Source organism: Staphylococcus auricularis (assembly GCF_001500315.1).
GTDB classification, from domain to species: domain Bacteria; phylum Bacillota; class Bacilli; order Staphylococcales; family Staphylococcaceae; genus Staphylococcus; species Staphylococcus auricularis.
This window is the reverse complement of sequence record NZ_LLER01000001.1, coordinates 53180-72853: the sequence shown is the minus strand read 5'-3', so window position 1 is coordinate 72853 and position 19674 is coordinate 53180. Positions and strand designations below refer to the sequence as shown.

General features: G+C 34.7%; 19 protein-coding genes and 2 pseudogenes. 2 read left to right on the top strand and 19 right to left on the bottom strand.

Annotated features, from left to right (window positions below):
- Positions 1-202 precede the first annotated feature (202 nt).
- Entirely contained in the window at positions 203-1276 is a 1074-nt protein-coding gene (locus APS80_RS00300; RefSeq protein ID WP_059106290.1) for an acyltransferase family protein, read from the top strand.
- A 166-nt stretch (positions 1277-1442) separates the two neighbouring features.
- Positions 1443-2177, top strand: coding sequence for an NAD-dependent protein deacylase (locus APS80_RS00295; protein ID WP_370688039.1), 735 nt, complete (start codon positions 1443-1445; stop codon positions 2175-2177).
- Between the two features lie 51 nt (positions 2178-2228).
- Here APS80_RS00295 and APS80_RS00290 read toward each other — a convergent pair whose 3' ends face one another.
- From APS80_RS00290 to APS80_RS00235, 19 genes and pseudogenes are all read right to left on the bottom strand, one after another.
- The gene (locus APS80_RS00290) at positions 2229-2852 is read right to left on the bottom strand and encodes an NDxxF motif lipoprotein (RefSeq protein ID WP_059106288.1); all 624 of its coding nucleotides are present in this window, start codon (positions 2850-2852) and stop codon (positions 2229-2231) included.
- Between the two features lie 74 nt (positions 2853-2926).
- Positions 2927-3547, bottom strand: a complete 621-nt coding sequence (locus tag APS80_RS00285) for an NDxxF motif lipoprotein (RefSeq protein WP_059106287.1) — start codon at positions 3545-3547, stop codon at positions 2927-2929.
- A 461-nt stretch (positions 3548-4008) separates the two neighbouring features.
- Positions 4009-4506, bottom strand: coding sequence for a GNAT family N-acetyltransferase (locus tag APS80_RS00280; protein WP_059106286.1), 498 nt, complete (start codon positions 4504-4506; stop codon positions 4009-4011).
- A 240-nt stretch (positions 4507-4746) separates the two neighbouring features.
- Positions 4747-4983 (bottom strand): HAD family hydrolase, encoded by a 237-nt coding sequence (locus APS80_RS10935; protein WP_232234375.1) that lies wholly within the window; start codon positions 4981-4983, stop codon positions 4747-4749.
- 469 nt (positions 4984-5452) lie between these two features.
- A pseudogene (locus tag APS80_RS00270) lies at positions 5453-8257 on the bottom strand (type I restriction endonuclease subunit R).
- 318 nt (positions 8258-8575) lie between these two features.
- Positions 8576-8734: a hypothetical protein gene (locus APS80_RS10685; protein WP_169791241.1), complete on the bottom strand. Its 159-nt coding sequence runs from the start codon at positions 8732-8734 to the stop codon at positions 8576-8578.
- 346 nt (positions 8735-9080) lie between these two features.
- A complete protein-coding gene (locus APS80_RS00265) occupies positions 9081-9269 on the bottom strand; it encodes a hypothetical protein (protein WP_059106284.1) in 189 nt (62 codons plus the stop codon).
- A 29-nt stretch (positions 9270-9298) separates the two neighbouring features.
- Positions 9299-9439: a hypothetical protein gene (locus APS80_RS10680; protein ID WP_157064342.1), complete on the bottom strand. Its 141-nt coding sequence runs from the start codon at positions 9437-9439 to the stop codon at positions 9299-9301.
- Positions 9440-9569: 130 nt separating this feature from the next.
- Positions 9570-10745, bottom strand: coding sequence for an ABC transporter ATP-binding protein (locus APS80_RS10930; protein ID WP_232234376.1), 1176 nt, complete (start codon positions 10743-10745; stop codon positions 9570-9572).
- Positions 10746-10880: 135 nt separating this feature from the next.
- A complete protein-coding gene (locus APS80_RS10925) occupies positions 10881-11723 on the bottom strand; it encodes a cysteine peptidase family C39 domain-containing protein (protein ID WP_232234377.1) in 843 nt (280 codons plus the stop codon).
- 586 nt (positions 11724-12309) lie between these two features.
- The gene (locus tag APS80_RS11150; RefSeq protein ID WP_169791240.1) at positions 12310-12432 is read right to left on the bottom strand and encodes a bacteriocin; all 123 of its coding nucleotides are present in this window, start codon (positions 12430-12432) and stop codon (positions 12310-12312) included.
- Between the two features lie 59 nt (positions 12433-12491).
- On the bottom strand, positions 12492-12632 hold the full coding sequence (locus tag APS80_RS10675; protein WP_111724828.1) for a bacteriocin: 141 nt from the start codon (positions 12630-12632) through the stop codon (positions 12492-12494).
- 36 nt (positions 12633-12668) lie between these two features.
- Complete coding sequence (locus tag APS80_RS10670; protein ID WP_111724827.1) at positions 12669-12809, bottom strand: bacteriocin; 141 nt, start codon at positions 12807-12809, stop codon at positions 12669-12671.
- Between the two features lie 42 nt (positions 12810-12851).
- On the bottom strand, positions 12852-12992 hold the full coding sequence (locus APS80_RS10490) for a bacteriocin (protein WP_083498130.1): 141 nt from the start codon (positions 12990-12992) through the stop codon (positions 12852-12854).
- Positions 12993-13544: 552 nt separating this feature from the next.
- Positions 13545-14546 (bottom strand): annotated as a pseudogene (locus APS80_RS00255) (substrate-binding domain-containing protein).
- A 24-nt stretch (positions 14547-14570) separates the two neighbouring features.
- Entirely contained in the window at positions 14571-15431 is an 861-nt protein-coding gene (locus APS80_RS00250; RefSeq protein WP_059106282.1) for a glycerophosphodiester phosphodiesterase family protein, read from the bottom strand.
- A 15-nt stretch (positions 15432-15446) separates the two neighbouring features.
- A complete protein-coding gene (locus APS80_RS00245; protein WP_059106281.1) occupies positions 15447-17156 on the bottom strand; it encodes an ABC transporter permease in 1710 nt (569 codons plus the stop codon).
- 14 nt (positions 17157-17170) lie between these two features.
- Positions 17171-18193, bottom strand: a complete 1023-nt coding sequence (locus APS80_RS00240; protein ID WP_059106280.1) for an ABC transporter ATP-binding protein — start codon at positions 18191-18193, stop codon at positions 17171-17173.
- A gap of 12 nt (positions 18194-18205) precedes the next feature.
- A complete protein-coding gene (locus tag APS80_RS00235; RefSeq protein WP_059106279.1) occupies positions 18206-19255 on the bottom strand; it encodes an extracellular solute-binding protein in 1050 nt (349 codons plus the stop codon).
- Positions 19256-19674: the final 419 nt, after the last annotated feature.

The following is a 19674-nucleotide window of genomic DNA, read 5'->3' as shown; positions in this document are numbered from 1 at the left end:
GTCCTTGCTGTTCTGTGGTATTTTTATTGTCGACTTTCGAAGACAATTCCCTTCATTGTGCGGCTTCAATAGATGCTATTTACATTTAATTAATATATATTTACAAACACTTAATATTGATAAAGGTATATTTTATTGATTTTCTTAAATACAAAATCTACCATGATTAAGGGAGTGAAGTTGAAGCAAAGGAGGTAAGTCATTGAAGAAAAAGATAGAAATTACATATGCGCGGGCATTTTTCTGTATCACCATCGTAGCCATCCACTCCTTTCCGGGACTACTCAATGATGCAGACACCCCTGATGCGAGCCTCCCATTTTATGAGTTCTTGAGGGTACTCTTATTATTCGCAACTCCGTCTTTTATTATCTTATCTGAGATTCTACTCTCTATGCGGTACTCGAATGGGCTGCCCGATGACTTCTTTCTTAAAAGAATCAAATTTATATTAATGCCATACATACTGATCGGTACATTTTTCTCACTGATGAATTATTTAGATTCGGATGGATCACAAGGGTTCTTTGAAATCTTTACCAACAATGTCCTCTATGGGAATTGGCACGGCTGGTTTATCATTGTGATCTTTCAGTTTTATATCTTACATGCATTATTCTATAAATGTTTAAACAAAGCGAATCCCCTCATCATGTTGGTGATTTCATTCCTCATTAGTTTAACGCATTCCTTACTCGCGTATGCGTACGAACCGTATTTCCAATGGTGGGACACATACTACCCATTCCATAATCGTACTGCCCTTCCATTTTGGATCTTTTACTTTATCTTTGGCTATTATTTAGGTAAAAATTACGAACGTATCATGAGTTCAGTGAAACGACATCTTTGGCCTTTGTGTGGACTGTGGGCCTTATCTGTTCTATGGATCTTCATTATGTATCACTTCTTTGATGTGACATACGTGAAATCTTATCGATTTGATTTACTGTTATATAAAGTCTTTACATTCTTGCTCGTATTATATCTCATGCAAGTGATCGGCAAACACAAGTTTACGCTATTACTATTGATTAGTGATGTGTCCTTTTTCATTTATCTTTCACATCCACTCGTCAACAGTTACCTTTCTAAAGCACTTGCCTCATTCGTTGGCGTGCCATCGATTTTCTTAATCTTATTAACCTTATTTACGCTCGGCTTTAGTTTAGGTATGGCCTTTGTATTATCACACTTCCCATTATCACGCTTTGTGATTGGGAAAAATTCACTCCACAAGATGTTGGATAAGCACTTTTCACATGATGCTGGATAAATATAAGAAACGTTATCAGAGTAGGATGAACGCATGCATCCTACTCTTTTTTATGTTCAAAATGAAGGTGAAAAGCGTGAGTTTGTTTTATAAAATGAGGGATGGGCAATATAAAAATAAGTGAGATTTACATATAGGTGATAATTAAACTATGGGAGGGAAAGATGTGCCACAAGATGTCGAAACATTAAAATCAATCATTGATCAATCTGAGCAAATTGTGTTCTTCACTGGTGCTGGAATTTCTGTCGCAAGCGGCATCCCTGACTTCCGTTCAATCGGAGGACTTTATGATACTGTCGCAAAACACGGCTACGAACCCGAATATTTACTCAGTTCGGATTATTTACAACAAGATCCAGAAGGTTTTATCGATTTCTGTTATCAGTATTTATTACATGCAGATAAAGCACCCAATATCGTACATCGTTGGATTGCGGAATTAGAGGAAAATCAGCAATCTTTAGGTGTCATTACGCAAAATATAGACGGACTGCATTCCGATGCCGGTAATAAACATGTCGATGAACTTCATGGGACGCTCAACCGATTTTACTGTATGAATTGTAACGAGCAATATACGAAAGCATATGTACTCGAACATCAACTTCGTCACTGTGAAACATGTGGGGGTTACATTCGACCAGATATTGTGCTGTATGGAGAAATGTTAGATCAAGCGACGATACTCAGCGCACTTCAAAAAATCCAACAAGCCGATACGATGATTGTGCTCGGAAGCTCTCTCGTCGTGCAACCCGCAGCCGGATTAATTTCAAACTTCGAAGGCCAAAACCTAGTCATTATCAATAAAGATGTAACACCCTATGACAGAAACGCAGATTTAGTAATCCATGATGACATGGTTTCTGTGGTAGAAACCCTTCAACAACTCGATTAATATGATAAAAGCGATGATTACCGTCATTGAGGTATAACCATCGCTTCTTTATTATTTTTGAAAATTAATTGTTTCAATGCCTTTTCTATCCAAGAATTTTTCAATTTTCTCTTGTTCACGACCATTTGCTTTACTTGTATAGTCTTTTGCTTCTTTAACTTCTTTTTTAGTAGGAAAATCACCGTCTACAACATCTTCTATCATATCAGTCACATCATCGTCTTTTTCAGAATTAACTGCTTGCATGTATTCACTGATTTTAGGCGCATATTTTTGATAACCTTCTGGAATTTGATTATTTTCGACATAGTTTTCAAAGTTTTCATCGTTTTCATCTATTAAGTTTCTAGCTTTTTTAAAGGTTTTTTCCTCTTTTTTACTAAGCTCTTCATCACCATCCAACTTATCGAAATATGGCTCTATAACTCTATTAATTTTTTCATCTGTATCTAGATACGATTTGATGCTTTTTTTCATATCTGCTTCAGTTAGATTTTCATTTTCTTTATCACTATGAAAGACCTTATTTGGTAATTTAGCGGTTTGATTATTTTCATTCTGTTGTGATTGTTCTGCTTGCGTATCTTCGTCGCCTTCGACTTCATCTTCACCATTGCATCCAGCAGCTAATACCCCTAGTGCTAATACCGGTACTGCTATCATACGAAACTTCATTAACTCCACTCCTCTTGTTTAATCACGATAAAAATTAAAGATATTTTTAGTCTGAGTATAACAATCGTTCTTCCTTATTTTTGGAAATTAATTGTTTCAATCCCTTTTTCATCCAAGAATTTTTCAATTTTCTCTTGTTCACGACCATTTACGATATCATCTTTTTCATGTAATTTATCCAAATCTGCTTTAGAAGGAGTTTCACCATCTGAATATTTCTCATACATATCTAACACATCTTCCTCGTATTCATGTGCTGAACTGATATATTCACTAATTTTATTTGAATACTTTTGATAACCTTCAGGTACTTGATTATTTTCGATGTAGTTTTCAAAGTTTTCATCGTTTTCATCTAATAAATCTTCAGCTTTTTTAAATGCTTTTTCCTCTTTTTTATCATGATCTTCTTCCTCATCTAACTTATCTAGATATGGATTAATTACTCTATTTATTTTTTCATCTGTATCTAGATACGTTTTGATGCTTTTTTTCATATCTGATTCAGTTAAATTTTGATTTTCTTTATCACTATGAAAGACTTTATTAGGAAGTTTAGCGGTTTGACTACTTGCACTCTGTTGAGATTGTTCCGCTTGCGTATCTTCGTCGCCTTCTACCTCTTCATTATCATTACAACCAGCAGCTAATACCCCTAGCGCTAATACCGGTACTGCTATCATTCGAAACTTCATTAACTCCACTCCTCTTGTTTAATCACGATAAAAATTAAAAGTTGTTAGTAGATATCACAATATTAGAGTAGCTAATTTATTAGTTTGTTTCAACAAAGTTTAAAAAGTTTTATACTTATATTTGGTAACCAATAAAACTACAAAAACACTAGTAGACAAACTTTCCTACTATCACATTATAGAAAATATAGGTATTAAATATTAAATCTGTCCTTATACCCAAAATAGATAAGTCAAAATAACGATGAGTGTCATTAAAACTAGAATTAAATAGAGAGCCAAGGTAATATAATTATTTCTAAAGGAATCTTTTATGTGATGTACTCCAAAAACTGGTCTGAAATTTAACTTTATGGAGTACAAGTGTTTTTTCTATACTGCTAACTAATACCATAAATTGTAGGGGTATAAAAAAGTTAGTGACCCTAGTCTCAGGTTATTGTTAATCATAATAACACCTTTTACAATAAAATTTTGTATCTAAAAGTGATACAACCATCAGGATTTGTAAAATTTGATAATTTTTGATGATTGAATTCATTTATAACTTTTTGTGAAGAAATATTTGTTGAGTCACAAGTTAACAATGCATAATTACATCCACGCAATTTTAAAATTTCTAATCCTTTTGATAATAATTTTGTTGCTACTCCCATACCTCTTTTAGTCTTTTTAACACCGTATCCAATATGCCCTCCAACATTTAGTAAGTCTTTGTTTAGATGATATCTAATATTAATAGCTCCTAATATTTCATTGTTTTCAAAACAAAAAAGAGTAACATTTTCAACCCATTCTGAGTTAAACTTTTCATTATATAAAAAATCAACATAGTCATAGAAATTTTTGTGTTCTATATTAGAAGATTGAGGAATTATTTTTTCATCATATTTTCTCCACTCTTTGATATATATGAAGTATTGTTCTACGTCTGAATATGTTAACTCTCTTATTTCCATTTATCCCCCTCCTTATGCAATGTATGAAAAAGACAGAATAACCCCTGTATTTGCAATACATTCTATTAATTATTAATTAAAAATTCTTTATAGTATTATCAAGGAGATGTTTTAATAAAACTTCTATTTTACCTTCACAAACGTAAAGATTATTTCTTTTATAAATTTCTTGACTGTTATTTGAATTAGTTAACCAAATGGCGAACATATTAACATCTAATGCTCCCAAAATATCATTTTTTAAAGAATTCCTATAAATAAGCACTCTTCAGGAGGGGTATGCATTTTAGAAGTGACATTTAAAAATGCTTGAGAATCTGGCTTTTCATAACCTATATTTTGAGATATAAAAATATTTTCTTCAAATAGTGATCTAACATTGAGATTATCAATTTTAATATTCTGCTCTTCATCTTTGCCGTTAGTAAGAATTGCAAGGTTTACGTTTTCTTTCAAGGCTAAAAGTAAATCATTCATTTTTCTATTAACAGTTATACTAGATAACAATTTGAAAAAATGTTTGGAAATATATATTTGCTTCTTTATGAGAGATGTTTAAATCGAAATGTTTTAAAGTATTAATTAACCTTAATTCTCGTAACTCATCTAAAGTAATAATGCCTGCATCATGCTGTTTCCAAAAATATAAATCATATTTTCTATATAACGACATAAAATCAGTGTAATTTATACCTTTAAATAAACTATATTCTTTAAAGGTATTTCTATTAGATTTTAGCCATTAGTCATCAAAAGGAAATAGCGTATTATCTAAGTCAAAAATAATTAATTTCACTTTTCTATTCATTAATCATTCTCCTCTTCTAAAACTAATGAAGATTGTTTTATTTGTTTAATTCATAGGACAACACTAACTATGCTTATCCGCTTCAGTGATAAAAGGGAGTGTTACCCTTCCAGTACCTGCTCCCTTTAATACTATGTGCTAAACACTATATTTATCTGTCATTTCTTCTACAAAGGAAGAAACGGCTTTTTTGATTCGGCGTCTTTCCTTTAATTTCTTACCTCTGACGAGTTCTTTTAATTGTTCATTGTCTACAATACCACTGTAGCCATACTAATCTGCGATAGATTTTAATTTGGGTTCATCTACATAAACCGCTTCGGCAAATTGATCAAAATCTTTTTCTTGTTTTATTTGTTCAAATGATTCATATGCATCATCAATACTATCATTTTCATTCAGCTTCGGTACAACTTCATCGATAAATTCTTGAATCAAGTCACGTTTCAAGCGCAATGTCGGATCATCTGCATTATCTAAGATACGTCTAATTTGTTCTCGGTTACGTTTTTGTTCCGCTTTATCTTTTAAATCAATTTTACGCACAAGTTCCATAATATATGACACGTTAATCATATCATTATGCATGATTTCAATTTCGAAGTCGATATCTTCTAAGATGGATACTTTACGGTTACCACCGTCAACATCAATGGGTTTCTTTTTCACTTCGTCATAAATTGCAAAGTATTTACTTCTATAATCGGCAAATTCTTGTTCATCCATGCCAATATGTTCTTCTGTAAAATCAAATTCTTCAAAGGCTTTCAATCTTAACACGAGTTTAGACAGTAATCTGAACGCTTCGACAAAGGCTTTCTTACCATTTTCATCTTGGATATCATCCACGTCTTGCGGTTTCAAAGCGATGGCTTTTAATTCAGCTAATGCATCGTTAAATTCTTCTTTATATTCTTCGTAACCTCTCATTAATACAGTATCTGTGTCATCCGTTTGAGAGAATAACTTGAGGGCTTCATCCGTATTTTTCTTCAAATCACGGTAATTGACGATTTTCCCAAATGGTTTCGTTTCTTTTTCTACACGGTTCGTACGAGAATAAGCTTGAATCAAATCGTGATGTTTTAAATTTTTATCAACATAGAGCGTATTCAACACTTTACTATCAAATCCAGTTAAGAACATATTAACGACGATTAACACATCAATTTTATTATCTTTAACGCCTTTTTTCACTGTTTTTGAAATATGGTTAAAGTATTCTGAAAAACGATCTGTATTAAAGTTCGTATCAAACTGTTGATTATAATCCGCGATGATTTCTTCTAATTTATCTCTCGAATGTGTCGCATTAGTAGAAGTGTCTTTATTTTTTTCATTCGCACCATAAGTGTATACCCCAGCAACCACCAAAGGATGTTCATAATCGCCACTAATTTTCTTAAACATATCATAGTATTTAATTAAGGCAGGGATACTTTGAACAGTTAAGATAGCGGAATATTGGCGATTTCTCGTATATTTGTCATGGTTTTCAGTAATATGACGCGCGATCAATTCAATGCGTTTATCCGCCAACATGACACCCTCTGTATCGATGCCAGCCACCATTTCATCTTCGTCACTCAATCTATATTTAGGATCAATCGTCCGAGCGTAATCAACGGAAAAGCCTAGTACATTACCGTCATGAATCGCATCTTTAATCAAGTACGTGTGGAGACAGCGTCCAAAGATATCTGCAGTACTGCGCCCGTCCTGACTTTTATTTTCTTCAAAGCGAGGTGTACCAGTAAAGCCAAAGAACTGTGCGTTGTTGAAGTGTTGGCGAACGATGCGATGCATATCACCAAATTGACTGCGGTGACATTCGTCGATGATGAAGACAACTTTGTCCGTTTTATATTGTTCTAACGCTTCTGCATTATTTGAGACTGCTTTCGCCATCTTTTGAATCGTTGTGACGATGAGTGGCAAACTTTTATCCTTGAGTTGTTTCACAAGTTGTGCCGTATGATTCGTCTTATCGACAGCGCCCTTCGCAAACTTGTTGAACTCTTCTTCCGTTTGACTATCCAAGTCTTTACGGTCAACGAGGAAGATTACCTTTTTAACATCTGGTTGTTCAGCTAAAATTTGGCTTGCTTTAAATGAAGTGAGCGTTTTACCACTGCCGGTCGTATGCCAGATGTATCCATTGTTATTGGTTTCTGTCGCCTGATTGATCAATGCTTCAACCGCATGCACTTGGTACGGACGCATCGCCATGAGCAGTCGATCCGTTTCGTTTAAAATCATATAACGAGAGACCATTTTCGCAAGTTGGCACGGTCTTAAAAACGTATCCGTAAAATCATTTAATGTGTTAATACGTTTATTTTCTTTATCACTCCAGTAAAACATATGACTCTTGAAGATTTCTCCGTCGTTGTTTGAAATATAGCGCGTTTCCATCCCATTACTGATCACAAACATTTGTATATAGCGGAATAACCCAGTATAGTTTTGTTTTCGATAACGCATCACTTGGTTAAACGCTTCATTTATATCCACACCACGGCGTTTTAATTCTACTTGAACGAGCGGCAACCCATTAATCAAGATCGTCACATCATATCTCGCTTTATATTTATCTTCGACCGCAACTTGATTTGTGACTTGGAAAGTGTTCTTGCACCAATGTTTCGTATCTAAAAACGATAAATAAACTTCTGATTCATCGTCACGTTTCAATGGTAATTTATCACGTAGAATACGCGCACTTTCGAAGATACTTTTCCCATTTATCATCGTTAATAGACGTTGAAATTCTTTATCTGTTAATGGCTGTCCCTCTAATTTATCTGCGTGACGTTCGTTTAAAATCGCGCGAAAGTTATCCATCAATTGTTGTTCGGTTTTAATCTTCACATTTTCATAGCCATTGGATTCGAGCTGTTCCATCATTTTCGTCTCTAATGTAGACTCACTTTGATTAGCCATCGCATTCCCCTACCTTTATACCGATTACTCTTTATTATAATATATATACCGCTTCACGTGGTGGAAATATAAATAATTTCAATTAAATTTAACACTATATTTTAGATCATAATTAAACAGGTGAGCATTATTTTATTGATGTGGAAAAATGGAGTTGAAGCTTTCTTGTTATATAGAGATTTTATAAAAAGATAAAGGAAACGAGATATCAAAAAGGCTAGCTCAGGAAGTTTGATGCTAACCCTAGAATTTTTAAGTATTTGTGTTTGATGTTACGAATAGTAATATCTGTTTAATTTTTGCGATTGCTTTGAACTTTTATTTTCTTTTAGCTTTGTCTTTTAAAATATCTGCCACGAAGATGATGGCAATGACTAATAAAATGATTGAGAATATAGCTGTGATGTAAATATTAGGGCTTGTTGTCCGACTATACATGATTAATCCAATTAATAATAACACAAAAGTCGTTAACATCCCTATTTGACGCGGTTCTATTAATTCATCCTCCTCTATTACTCTCTTTATTAGTGAAGTTTTTGGCACTAAATTTCATATTAATTTATATGTAATACATACTTAATGTTACAATTATCGTAACATGGTTAAGGAAATATAAGAATACAGAAATGCATTAATAGTCTTAGATATAAGTAAAACAAGTTTATCGAGCTACTTAAATGTAGCGAAAAAACAGTGGTTATTGTTATAATCTAACAATTAACCACTGTTTTCCATTTTTACAAAGCATCATTCTAAGAGGCGTTATAAATAAGTATTTTTTCTCTATGTGAAAAGAATATATTTAATCTAATTCCTACAATTATTTTGTATGTCCGTTGGCAGCTCCTTCTATACAATTAAAACCAATTTGAGTACAGCCATGTGCTTCAGGATGATCAGGAGCACCTGTAACACATTGTTTAAATCTTCCAGCAAAACGCCCAATGGCTTCTCCAATTCCTCCACCACCATTAATTACTTTAACATCTTCGGTAGTTAATTTTTCCATAAGAATTTCCTCCTTTCTAATGTATTATTTTAATAAAATGGTTTATCTTTAGTTTCATTGTAACCTTTTACGACATCAGGAATCTGCTTAACTACTTCCCAAGCCACATCAACTACAATATTTCCTCCACCGTTAACCAATTTTGATTCTGTATTTCCCAATTTTCTCATTATATGACCTCCTTTTTTTATAATATTGTAGTATTATCTAACTACATTTTCATCTTAACACTCTAATGTAAAATTTTTATTAATTTACTATAAAAATTTTATTATTATATCAGTTTTTAATCCGCTAATTTTATACTGCTTCTGTTTGTAGTTCCCATAGCTGATAATATTCGCCATCGTGTTGAATCAATTCGTTGTGCGTACCTTGTTCGAGGACTTCACCATCTTTCAACGTGTAAATACGATCGGCATTTTTTACAGTGCTGAGTTTATGGGAAATAATAATGACTGTCTTGCCTTGTTCGACCAATCTATCAATGTTGTTCATAATACGATATTCCGTCATACTATCTAAAGCACTCGTTGCTTCGTCAAAGATATAGATGTCAGGATCTTTCAAGAATGCGCGGGCTAAAGCGACACGTTGCGCCTGACCTCCAGATAAATTTGAGCCGCCTTGTTCTAACATCGTGTCAAATTGTCGGGGAAGGATTTCGATAAAGTCATATGCTTCAGCAAGTTGGCATGCTTCAGCCACTTCATCCATACTTTTCTTCGCATTACAGCCATGAAGCAGATTATTTAAAATAGTATCCGCAAAGAGGAAGGTATCTTGAGAAACGTATCCGATATTTTGACGTAATGAAGCAAGATCAATTTCATTAATCGGTTGGTTGTCGATCTTAACCGTGCCTTCATTCGCTTGGTAATAATTGTTCAACAGCTTACCAATCGTCGTTTTACCGCTACCACTTTCACCAACAATCGCCGTTTTTGTCCCTTTGGGTACAGTCAAGCTCACATGATTTAACACAGTATTTCTGAAATTGTACTGAAAATCAACTTGGTTTAACGTAATTTGTTGGTTAAATTCATAATCAGCGGTCGCGTCATTCGTATCTGCTTCGTTATCTAAATTGATGATTTCTACGACACGGCGAGCTGCGACGATAGAAGATTGCAAGGTCGGTTGAATGTTAATCAAACGCTCAATCGGATCTAAGTAATAGATCGTTAGGGCATTGAATGAAAGTAAACTCCCTAGTGTAAGCTGGTCTGTCATGACTAAATAACTCCCAAACCATAAAATGACGAGTGAAATTGTGATTTTTAAGAAATTGTTGAACGTCAATTGTATGTTGGAAAATTTCCCGAGCTTAGCGACATTGGTAATGAGATTGTGGAATTTCTTTTCGCCTTTTTGATAGACATCATCTTCAGATTGATAACTTTTGATTGTTTGATTACCTTCAAAAGATTCAATTAAGTGTGAACTGAGTTCCGCATCATTTTCCGCAACTTTCAAAATGTACGTTGTGAATTGTTTTTTTCAACGCATAACTACAAAGAATGAAAGCCGGTATGAAGATGAGCGTCACTAAGAATAACAAAGGACTTTGTATGAACAACAGTACCGCACCGACAATAATCATCAATGTATCTACAAATAATGTGTGACGGTTGATGAAGATAACGCTTCACGAATTTTAGAAATGTCCATAAATCTTTGAAGGATCTCCCCACTTTTCCGTGTATCAAAAAACTTTATCGGTAAATGTAGCACATGTCGGAAATAGCGTTTCATGAGATCGAGGTCGATAGATAAACTCATATTGAGAATCAAATGATACCTCACATACGTCACAACAATATTGATAATATAAAGTAGAAGGATGGCTATCCCTAAAATATGTAAACGACTTAAAACGTTCGATGGAATAATGTCATCGGTTAAATATTTAATGAAAAATGCGCTGACAATCCCTACAATATTAATAAAAATAGAGGTGATAACTACTGCGAAGACACGTTTATAATTCTTCTTAAACATGTCCCCGAAGATACTCATATACGATGGATCACTACTCTCAGTAGTAAAACTGTCCATTTTTTCAACGAGTACAGCAACATGTGTCCACATTTCTAAAAATTCTGCTTCTGTCAGTTTATATTTTCCTTTAGCAGGATCGACAACATGCAGTTCACCATTTTTAATTTGTTCAATAATGATGAAATGGTCATAGCCTTGTTGGTTAATAATGTGTGCGATAACTGGCAGTTCTACGTTATCAAATTCAGCGACCGAATCGACTTCTACACCAGTTAATTCCAGACCAATCTCCTTTGCCGCATGAACTAAACCGTACAAGTTCGTACCCAGTTTGTCCGTTTTAGCCAAATCTCGCAATCGTGGCACGGAAACCCGCTTTCCAAAATGTTGGGCTAACATCGCCACGCAAGTAGGACCACAGTCTTTTTCATCATATTGATGGATAAATTTCATTATGTATACCCCCCTTTTTAAAGTAAGCGGAGAACTCTCCGCCTAAATATAATTTATTTTGATTATGGTCAGTTTACGTTTCAAACTCTATCACTTATATTTTTTAATGCTTCTAAATTTTTTAAGAGGATTGATTTCTATCGACATCTATAACAAAAGTTAAGTTTCAATTACTTCATTAAGTAGTAAGTTTACCATTATTTTTTAATTAATATGGTTTTCTTTTCAGAGCTAAAATTTGTTATAATCCTAATGTAGCAATCATTCATTAATTTAACGTTAAACATTCGATAATTTTTTATAAATATATTAAGTATTTATATCAAATTAAGTTTTTTGTATTATATATTATGTTGCTTAACGCTCTCAATTGTGCCATTCTATAGCAACTTTCTTTTTTACAGAAAACGTAATTTATTAAAAGATTTCGCTCTTATTCCTTAAATAGTAAATCGTAGAATAAAATATAGTATTTCATAGTCGGATTTTTATAATTCACTGAAGACTTTCCATCTTACTCAAAGTAAAAAGCGGAGTCTCCTCCGCTCAAATCATTCTAACTCTATTGATTTATTTATAATCTTTATTATCTATGAAGAAATCTGCCTGGATCTTTCATAAATTTTAAGCCCTTGTTAATTAGATGACTAGCTCTATAAAAAGATCCACCACTTACTTGGTTTAATTCTTTTGTGTTAAGTTGTTTCATGGGTTTCACCCTTCTTTCACACATTTTTGAATCGTTAATTAAAATCATATATCAATTAATTATTCACTAAATGCTTGTCTTACTCCTCGCACTGCGCTTCTAACTGCACCTGCAGCTTTTCCAAGTCCGCGGCCAACCCATTCATTGGCATTAGCTCCACCATTTACTGCTTTAAGTGCTTTATTGCTAAGTTGTTTCATAGATTTTCACCTCCGGTTTAGATTTTAAAAAAGAAATTATTTACCTCTTACTAAGTTCCAGCCTTTTTTAATTAAACCGCCACCTGTTTTAACGGCTTTTCCAACAACATAACCTGCATCTTCCCAAACATCTCCGCCGTTGATTTCTTTTAATGTTTTTGTTGATAATTTTTTCATGTTTAACCCTCCTTTACATTTGTATGCTTTATTAATGATGGTTTACCAACCATCTAATCCTTCTGAAAATCCATGGCCGATATCTTTAATTCCATTACCTACTTTTTTAGCGCCATTTTTAATTGTTTGCCAAACGCCACCGCCATTAACTTGTTTTAATTCTTTTGTACTAAGTTGTTTCATGATTTTCACCTCCTCATTCTATAAATAAGATATGAAGCAAATTACTAACTTTCACTCAGAGTGATTTTTCGTTGAAAAGTTTATTTCATAACAATGTAAGGGAATTTGCTAACGTCAAAATGGAACGGAGCTGAAATATATCCGCCACTGATTGCTCTCATTGCTTTAGCGTTAAGTTGTTTCATGAATGTGAACCTCCCTTATAGAAATTTTTGTAGTAATTTCTACTACGGTTATAACGTAACACCTTCTCATTAATTTACAGTTAATCCAGTTATAATATTTTATAAATGTTTTAATAATTCATAAACAATTCTTTTTCTATAAATATTTATTAAGTTATTTAAAAAAATTTTATTTTACTCCGCTTGATTGTTCGAGTTTCTTTGGAATAACAAATATGTTCCTTCAAATTAGATTGCACAATAAAAAGTGCTCCCCTCCAAAGTTTTATTCTACTGAATATAACTTTGAAGAAGAGCGTCGCTACTCAACTATATTCAATTAATCATATGGGATGTTTTCGGGAATGACTAACTCAACAGTACACGTTTAAAGCCTAGCACTTTCGCGTTCAATCAATTCCATGTTGACGCAGATATGATAAGCTTGGTTATCGTTGTCTTTAATATGTTTATAAGCTAAGCGCATGGCTTCTTTGGCTAAGGTTTCTTTTGGTATCGATAAACTCGTTATGGAGGGGGAGACGGTTTCTGCCATCTCATCATTATTAATGCCGATAATCTAGAGTTGTTCTGGCACTTTGATGTCACTATGTTTAATGTACTGTGCGGCACCAATCGCTAACATATCATTGGCGGTTAGGACAACATCTGGGATATCTTTTTCTTCTAATAAATACTTCATTGCTAACATACCAGATTCAATTGTCCATCCTTCGAGTTGAATGTGTGGAGCTAAATCGTGTTGTTTGCACCATGCAATATAGGACTGTTCACGGGGGTCGTCATTTGGCACACTTTTCACATTGATGATGTCGCGTTCTGTGATATGGCCACCAAAGAAGCTAATTTTTTTAAAGCCTTTAGACCAGCAATGTTCTAATAGTTGTTGAGTCATCCCATACAAATCATAAGAAACACTATTAATATAATTGGGCACATCTTTCATATCGATGGTCGTCATCTTCGGATTAACTTTGTACATCGCCTCAAGAGATGCCCTCGTAAACCGTCCAACCACGATCAGCACACAGTTCGGATCTATCTTGTTTAACACATCAAAAGAGAAATCAGGTTCGACATACACGACATCATGAAGGGTTAAATTTAACTTTTTGATTTCATCAATCAACGCTTGGTTTAATTCACGATAATATGGATCGTAATATTCTTTTACTTTGTTAGCGTGCGTGATGATTTGGATGGATTTATTTTTCCGTGCTTTCTTCGTATAACCAAGATCTTTTGCGATTTGTATCACATTATCTCGTGTTGCTTCAGAGACAGATAAGGTGTTGTCTCTATTTAATATCCTCGATACAGTTCCGACACTGACATGTGCCTGATCTGTGATATCTTGTAAAGTTGCCATAACGTTCCCCCAGAAATTGATGTTTTATCCGCGTTTTGCTTCTCTTTTCAATAAATAATTATTTAATTGTGCGACCCAATCGGTTTGAATGGCATCGCAACCGATATCGAGCAATTTGCCCCAACCTTTGTCAGGATCTTCAAAGATGGACACTTCATCATCGGCATGTGCGCTGAGTACTTCTTCATTATCTAATTTAATACTGTTGATGAGCACAAACATGTCATGATCATGAATCATTTGAATCGCATCTGGTTGCACATGACTTTCGTCTGTGGATTCAAATAATATTTCAATGCCGACTACATTCATTTCTGATGTGAGCTCAAGCACGCGCTCTAATTCTTCTTTATTACGGATGATGACGATGGTCATGAATTTAATACCATGATTTCTCACTGCTTCAACCGCTTCTTCATTATTCGCATCAATCTTAACGATAAATTGTGACGCTTGATCTTCATATTGATCTAATTCATCTAAAATTTCGCCTTTCCATTTAGAAACGTGATCCACATGCATGATGATTTCCGGATGTTTTTTCATATTTTCCATCATTTCCGCAAGTGTTTCGACAGGACCAATCGGCTTGTTATTCATGTTGTAGTGTTGAAGTTGTTGAATCGTATCATCGTGTGATGCTTTCAACAGTTCTGGATATTTCAAGCGTATCAATTCTTCATTTTCATGAAAAATGTAGAAGGTCCCATCCAATGATTTCGTAATATCAAATTCTACAAATTGGGCCCCTGCGTAGATCGCATTTTCGAGGGCTTTGAAGGTATTATATCCGATATTACCCCCTGCACTGCCTTGATGTGCAGTGATGATACAGTTTGAATTTTGATTTAATAATTTGTCTAAGCGTTCTCTGTATTGCGCCATGGTGTACACTCCTCTTTAGAATTGATCCAATTTATTTGCTCTGCCGTATACTAAGTAGAATACCACTGTATTAATCAGCATCAATGCGACAGAGTATACCATACTGATTGCTGGTGCATTCGCTGTTTGCGGTGAGTTAGACGTGTTGTAAATCGTTACACCAAGTGGTTCAAAGAATGGATGGTATAAGAATAACGACACTTCAAAGTCTTGGAGTAAATCGTTGAAGTTCAGTGCGAACACAGCAGCTGCGACAGGGATGATGACGGGTAGTATGACTTTTTTGAACGTATACCAGCTGCTTGCACCTAAGTTTTTAGCGGCATTTTCCAAGTTGTTGTCGACTCCTGAGAATGATGATTTAACAATGCGTAATGTGAACGGTATTTTAATAATGATATACGCGATCAACATTAAGGATGTCGTTCCGATTAACACTTGATTAGCGACCCAGAATTTTTGAGTGCTGTAAGTTAAGATTAAACCAAGTGCGAATAAGATACTTGGTAACATCCATGGAATGTAAAGCACCATTTCAAGGGTATTTGACCAAATGTTGTTATGTTTTCTAATGATTTGTACGATAAAGATCATGAACACAACAACGATCAGTGATGCTAATCCTGAGTAAACAATGGATGTTAAGAATGGTTTCAATGCACTGATTTCACTGAAGACCTCTATGTAGTTATCGAATGTCAGTGCTTTCAAGTCGATTTCCCCACTCGTAATGTTGTCTGTTGGAAGGAATGTGAATAATACAACCAACAAGAGTGGTAGTAAGTAAATGACGAAAAGAACCCAAGCTAATACGTTTAGTAGTACTTTGTTGATTGGATTCGCAATGTCTTGTTTTTGGAAACGTTGTTTAACTTTTGAACCTGTGAGTATCGGTGATTTACGTTCCATGTACAATGCGAAACAAAGTAATAGCAGTTGTGCGATACCTAAGATAATAGATAGAATCGCTGCTAAATCACGTGAGTTTGGATTGTTGGTGAAGTTTAAGATCATTGGTGCGATCGTTTGGAAGTCTTTTCCACCTAAGATCAGTGGTGCTGACATTGCACCTAACCCTTGTTGGAATAACAAGATCGTTAGCGTAATGAGATAAGGATTCAGTGCTGGAAGAATAATTTTTGTGATGATTCTAAAGTGTCCCGCACCCATGTTTTGAGCGGCTTGAATCGTATTGTAGTCGATGTTTTTAAAAGCGCTGCGTAGTAACAACATATGGAGTGAGGTTGTCGCAAAGGTCATGGTGAATAGGACACCGAAGAACCCTTCGAACCAAGCGACGTCCATATTTGGGAAGAAATGTAATACTAAGTTCGTGATGATACCAGATTTACCATAAACATATTGATAACCGTTGGCTAGAATCACGCCGCCGAAGATCAATGTTGAACAGTAACCGATAAATAATACTTTTGAACCAAAAATTTTAAAATAGTCTACCAATAATACGAGAGTAATCCCTACGATATTTGCGGTAATGGATAGACAAATTGCTAAGATAAAGCTGTTTTTAATACTTTCTAATGCGCGTCCGGAATTAATAATTTTATTTAATGCTTCCGTTGAAAAATGACCGTCTTTAAACAATGTCGTAGCCAAGATTTGAACATTTGGTATGATCAAGAATGAAATGATGAACCAAATAATGACGGCGATGACGAGATACATCAAAATACGCGGTAAGTTAAAACGTTTCGTTTGATCCATGTTGAGCCCTCCCCTCAATCAAATTGTTTAATGTTTGCAGGATTCATATAAAGTGTATGTTGACTGCCTTTGGATAGGTCTACATCTTGTTGAATGGAATCAGATTTTTCAAAGGTTTTTAACTTGTTACCTTTATAGTCGAACGTAAAGCGAATCGTGCTACCTAAGAATTCATAATCTTCAAGTGTCGCTTCGACTTGTGCGTGTTTGTCGTCGTTACGTACTACGTTTGTGACTCTTTCTTCACGAATGTATCCCACTTTATCAGGATTTAATTGGCTACCTGTTTGTGAATTAATTTCTTCAATGAGGGGTTTTTCTATGACATTGGATTCTCCTAAGAAGTTATTCACATACTCTGTTGCAGGGTTGTTATACAATTCCATCGGTGTCCCAACTTGTTCAATCTTACCGTTGTTAAATACGGCCAAGCGATCTGATAAGCTCAACGCTTCGTCTTGGTCATGGGTGACGTAAATCATTGTGATATGATATTGATTTTGAATTGATTTTAAATCACGTCTCAATTGTTTACGCAATTTCGCATCTAAGTTAGAAAGTGGTTCATCTAGGAGCAAGATTTTAGGTTCTTGCGCTAACCCTCTGGCAATCGCCACACGTTGTTGTTGACCGCCTGATAACTCAGAAATGTTTTTGTCTAATTTGTCGACGTCCAACGCGACCATTTTCGCTAAGCTTTTCACTCTGTCATCGATCGTTTGTTTATCTTTTTTCTGGATTCTTAAACCAAATGCGATATTTTCGTAAATATTTAATGAAGGGAAGAGTGCATAGTTTTGAAAGACCATGCCGACTTCTCTCTTTTGTACGGGTTGTTTTGTAATGTCTTTGCCATCTAGGAAAATTTGTCCATGTGACGGTTCGATAAAGCCGGATAATGTATTTAATGTCGTAGATTTCCCAGAACCTGAAGCCCCTAATAACGTGAAAAATTCATTTTCGTTCACTTCTAAATCTAAGTGTTCAATTGCTACAAAATCCCCAAATTTAACTTGTATATCTCTAAATTCAATCATGATTTTGCTCCTTTAATAGTATTCCAATTCTATTTTTTCGACCCATTGCTCAATGTATTTATTCACTGTGTCGTAATCGATATCTTGTGGATGTGTTTGATCGATAATGTTTTGCATAGAAGGACTAATATCGTCGCGTGCGTTGACGTTGGTTGGATATGTACCGAATTCTTTCGCCCACGCTTCTTGCACTTCTGCAGATCCAAACCAGTCAATAAATGCTTTCGTGTTGCTATAATCATGATCTTTACCTTTATTCATGATACCGATAGATTCAATGGTTGTCGGTACACCTTCTTTCGGTTTGACCAATCCCGCTTCAAAATCAAACTCGTCTTCAACACCAGGTAAACCAGATGAGAATTGATATGAGATGGGTACTTTTTTGCTGACTAAGTTTTGTGTTGAATCTTCGCCTTCAGGTGTAATGTAGCCATTTTCTATGTATTGTTTGACTGCTTCCCATCCTTCTGGTTTCACACCTAATTCAGCATTGGGATCATCTTCATCAATATAAGGGGCGAGTACGCTCATGATTAATGTTCTATCTGTTAAGCCACCGAGTGATGCAGGTACTGCGTATTTACCTTTGTATTTGGATTTCTCCCATAAATCACTGAATGTATGTGGTGCGGATTGTTCATCAAATACATCTTGATTGTAGATTTGGACGATACGTTGTTCGACAAGTGGGTTGTAATAATGATCTTCATCGACGAAAGGTGTGTCATCATCTGTTTCTTTTATCCATTTTGGTGTATATGGAACGAGACCATCTTGAGATTTAACCTTTTGCCAGTCCATTTGTGACATACCGTATGTCACATCGGCGACGGGGTTATTTTTCTCAGCTATCAACCGGTTTGCTAACGTATTTCCTCCCATTTGCACTACTTGAATATCAAAGCCAGCGTCTTCTGCTTTGTCCGTTAACCATTCTGCACGACCTTCACTCCCAGAGTTGGTATACACGATAATTTTGTCCTCGGGTACACCGATATTACAGGCAGTGAGCATGATTACGCTTATAACCAATAAGCATAAAAATTTAATACTTTTCATATAAACCCCCTCCGATAACACGCCTTACAATCCAATGGTATCTGAACTATGTAAATTCACTGTTAAATGCAACATAGAAATCAGTTAAAAGAATCCTATTTTTTTACTTCTTTTTACCAACTAAACTTTTACTGTTTAATTAATATATGAATTGTATTTTTGATATAGGGATACGTGAACATCGGCATGTTGGAAGGTCGTGGAAAATGTGAGTGGAGCGTCATGCGATTACAATATATTGAAGGAAAATTAGGGTAAAAAGGGAAAATTTTTGGGGCTTTCAACAGTAAAATAAACATTCATCTCACAAAGTATCGAACGAGCAAAAGCCCTCTCTGCTTTATTAGCAATTTAATTATAAAAATAAAAATGTTATTATTTATACGTCTCTTCATTTCAAAAAGACAACTCATTTAATA

Excerpts from the sequence above, each read along its gene's own strand:
- APS80_RS00280 (WP_059106286.1), bottom strand. The coding sequence starts at position 4,506 with ATGGAAATAAGAGAGTTAACATATTCAGACGTAGAACAATACTTCATA.
- APS80_RS00250 (WP_059106282.1), bottom strand. The coding sequence starts at position 15,431 with ATGGCGCAATACAGAGAACGCTTAGACAAATTATTAAATCAAAATTCA.
- APS80_RS00285 (WP_059106287.1), bottom strand. The coding sequence starts at position 3,547 with ATGAAGTTTCGAATGATAGCAGTACCGGTATTAGCGCTAGGGGTATTA.
- APS80_RS00290 (WP_059106288.1), bottom strand. The coding sequence starts at position 2,852 with ATGAAGTTTCGTATGATAGCAGTACCGGTATTAGCACTAGGGGTATTA.
- APS80_RS00235 (WP_059106279.1), bottom strand. The coding sequence starts at position 19,255 with ATGAAAAGTATTAAATTTTTATGCTTATTGGTTATAAGCGTAATCATG.
- APS80_RS11150 (WP_169791240.1), bottom strand. The coding sequence starts at position 12,432 with ATGAAACAACTTAACACAAAAGAATTAAACCAAGTAAGTGGTGGATCT.
- APS80_RS10935 (WP_232234375.1), bottom strand. The coding sequence starts at position 4,983 with ATGAATGATTTACTTTTAGCCTTGAAAGAAAACGTAAACCTTGCAATT.
- APS80_RS10670 (WP_111724827.1), bottom strand. The coding sequence starts at position 12,809 with ATGAAAAAATTATCAACAAAAACATTAAAAGAAATCAACGGCGGAGAT.
- APS80_RS10490 (WP_083498130.1), bottom strand. The coding sequence starts at position 12,992 with ATGAAACAACTTAGTACAAAAGAATTAAAACAAGTTAATGGCGGTGGC.
- APS80_RS00265 (WP_059106284.1), bottom strand. The coding sequence starts at position 9,269 with ATGGAAAAATTAACTACCGAAGATGTTAAAGTAATTAATGGTGGTGGA.
- APS80_RS10680 (WP_157064342.1), bottom strand. The coding sequence starts at position 9,439 with ATGAGAAAATTGGGAAATACAGAATCAAAATTGGTTAACGGTGGAGGA.
- APS80_RS10685 (WP_169791241.1), bottom strand. The coding sequence starts at position 8,734 with ATGTTAACGACTTTTGTGTTATTATTAATTGGATTAATCATGTATAGT.
- APS80_RS00245 (WP_059106281.1), bottom strand. The coding sequence starts at position 17,156 with ATGGATCAAACGAAACGTTTTAACTTACCGCGTATTTTGATGTATCTC.
- APS80_RS10925 (WP_232234377.1), bottom strand. The coding sequence starts at position 11,723 with ATGAAATTTATCCATCAATATGATGAAAAAGACTGTGGTCCTACTTGC.
- APS80_RS10675 (WP_111724828.1), bottom strand. The coding sequence starts at position 12,632 with ATGAAACAACTTAGCAATAAAGCACTTAAAGCAGTAAATGGTGGAGCT.
- APS80_RS00240 (WP_059106280.1), bottom strand. The coding sequence starts at position 18,193 with ATGATTGAATTTAGAGATATACAAGTTAAATTTGGGGATTTTGTAGCA.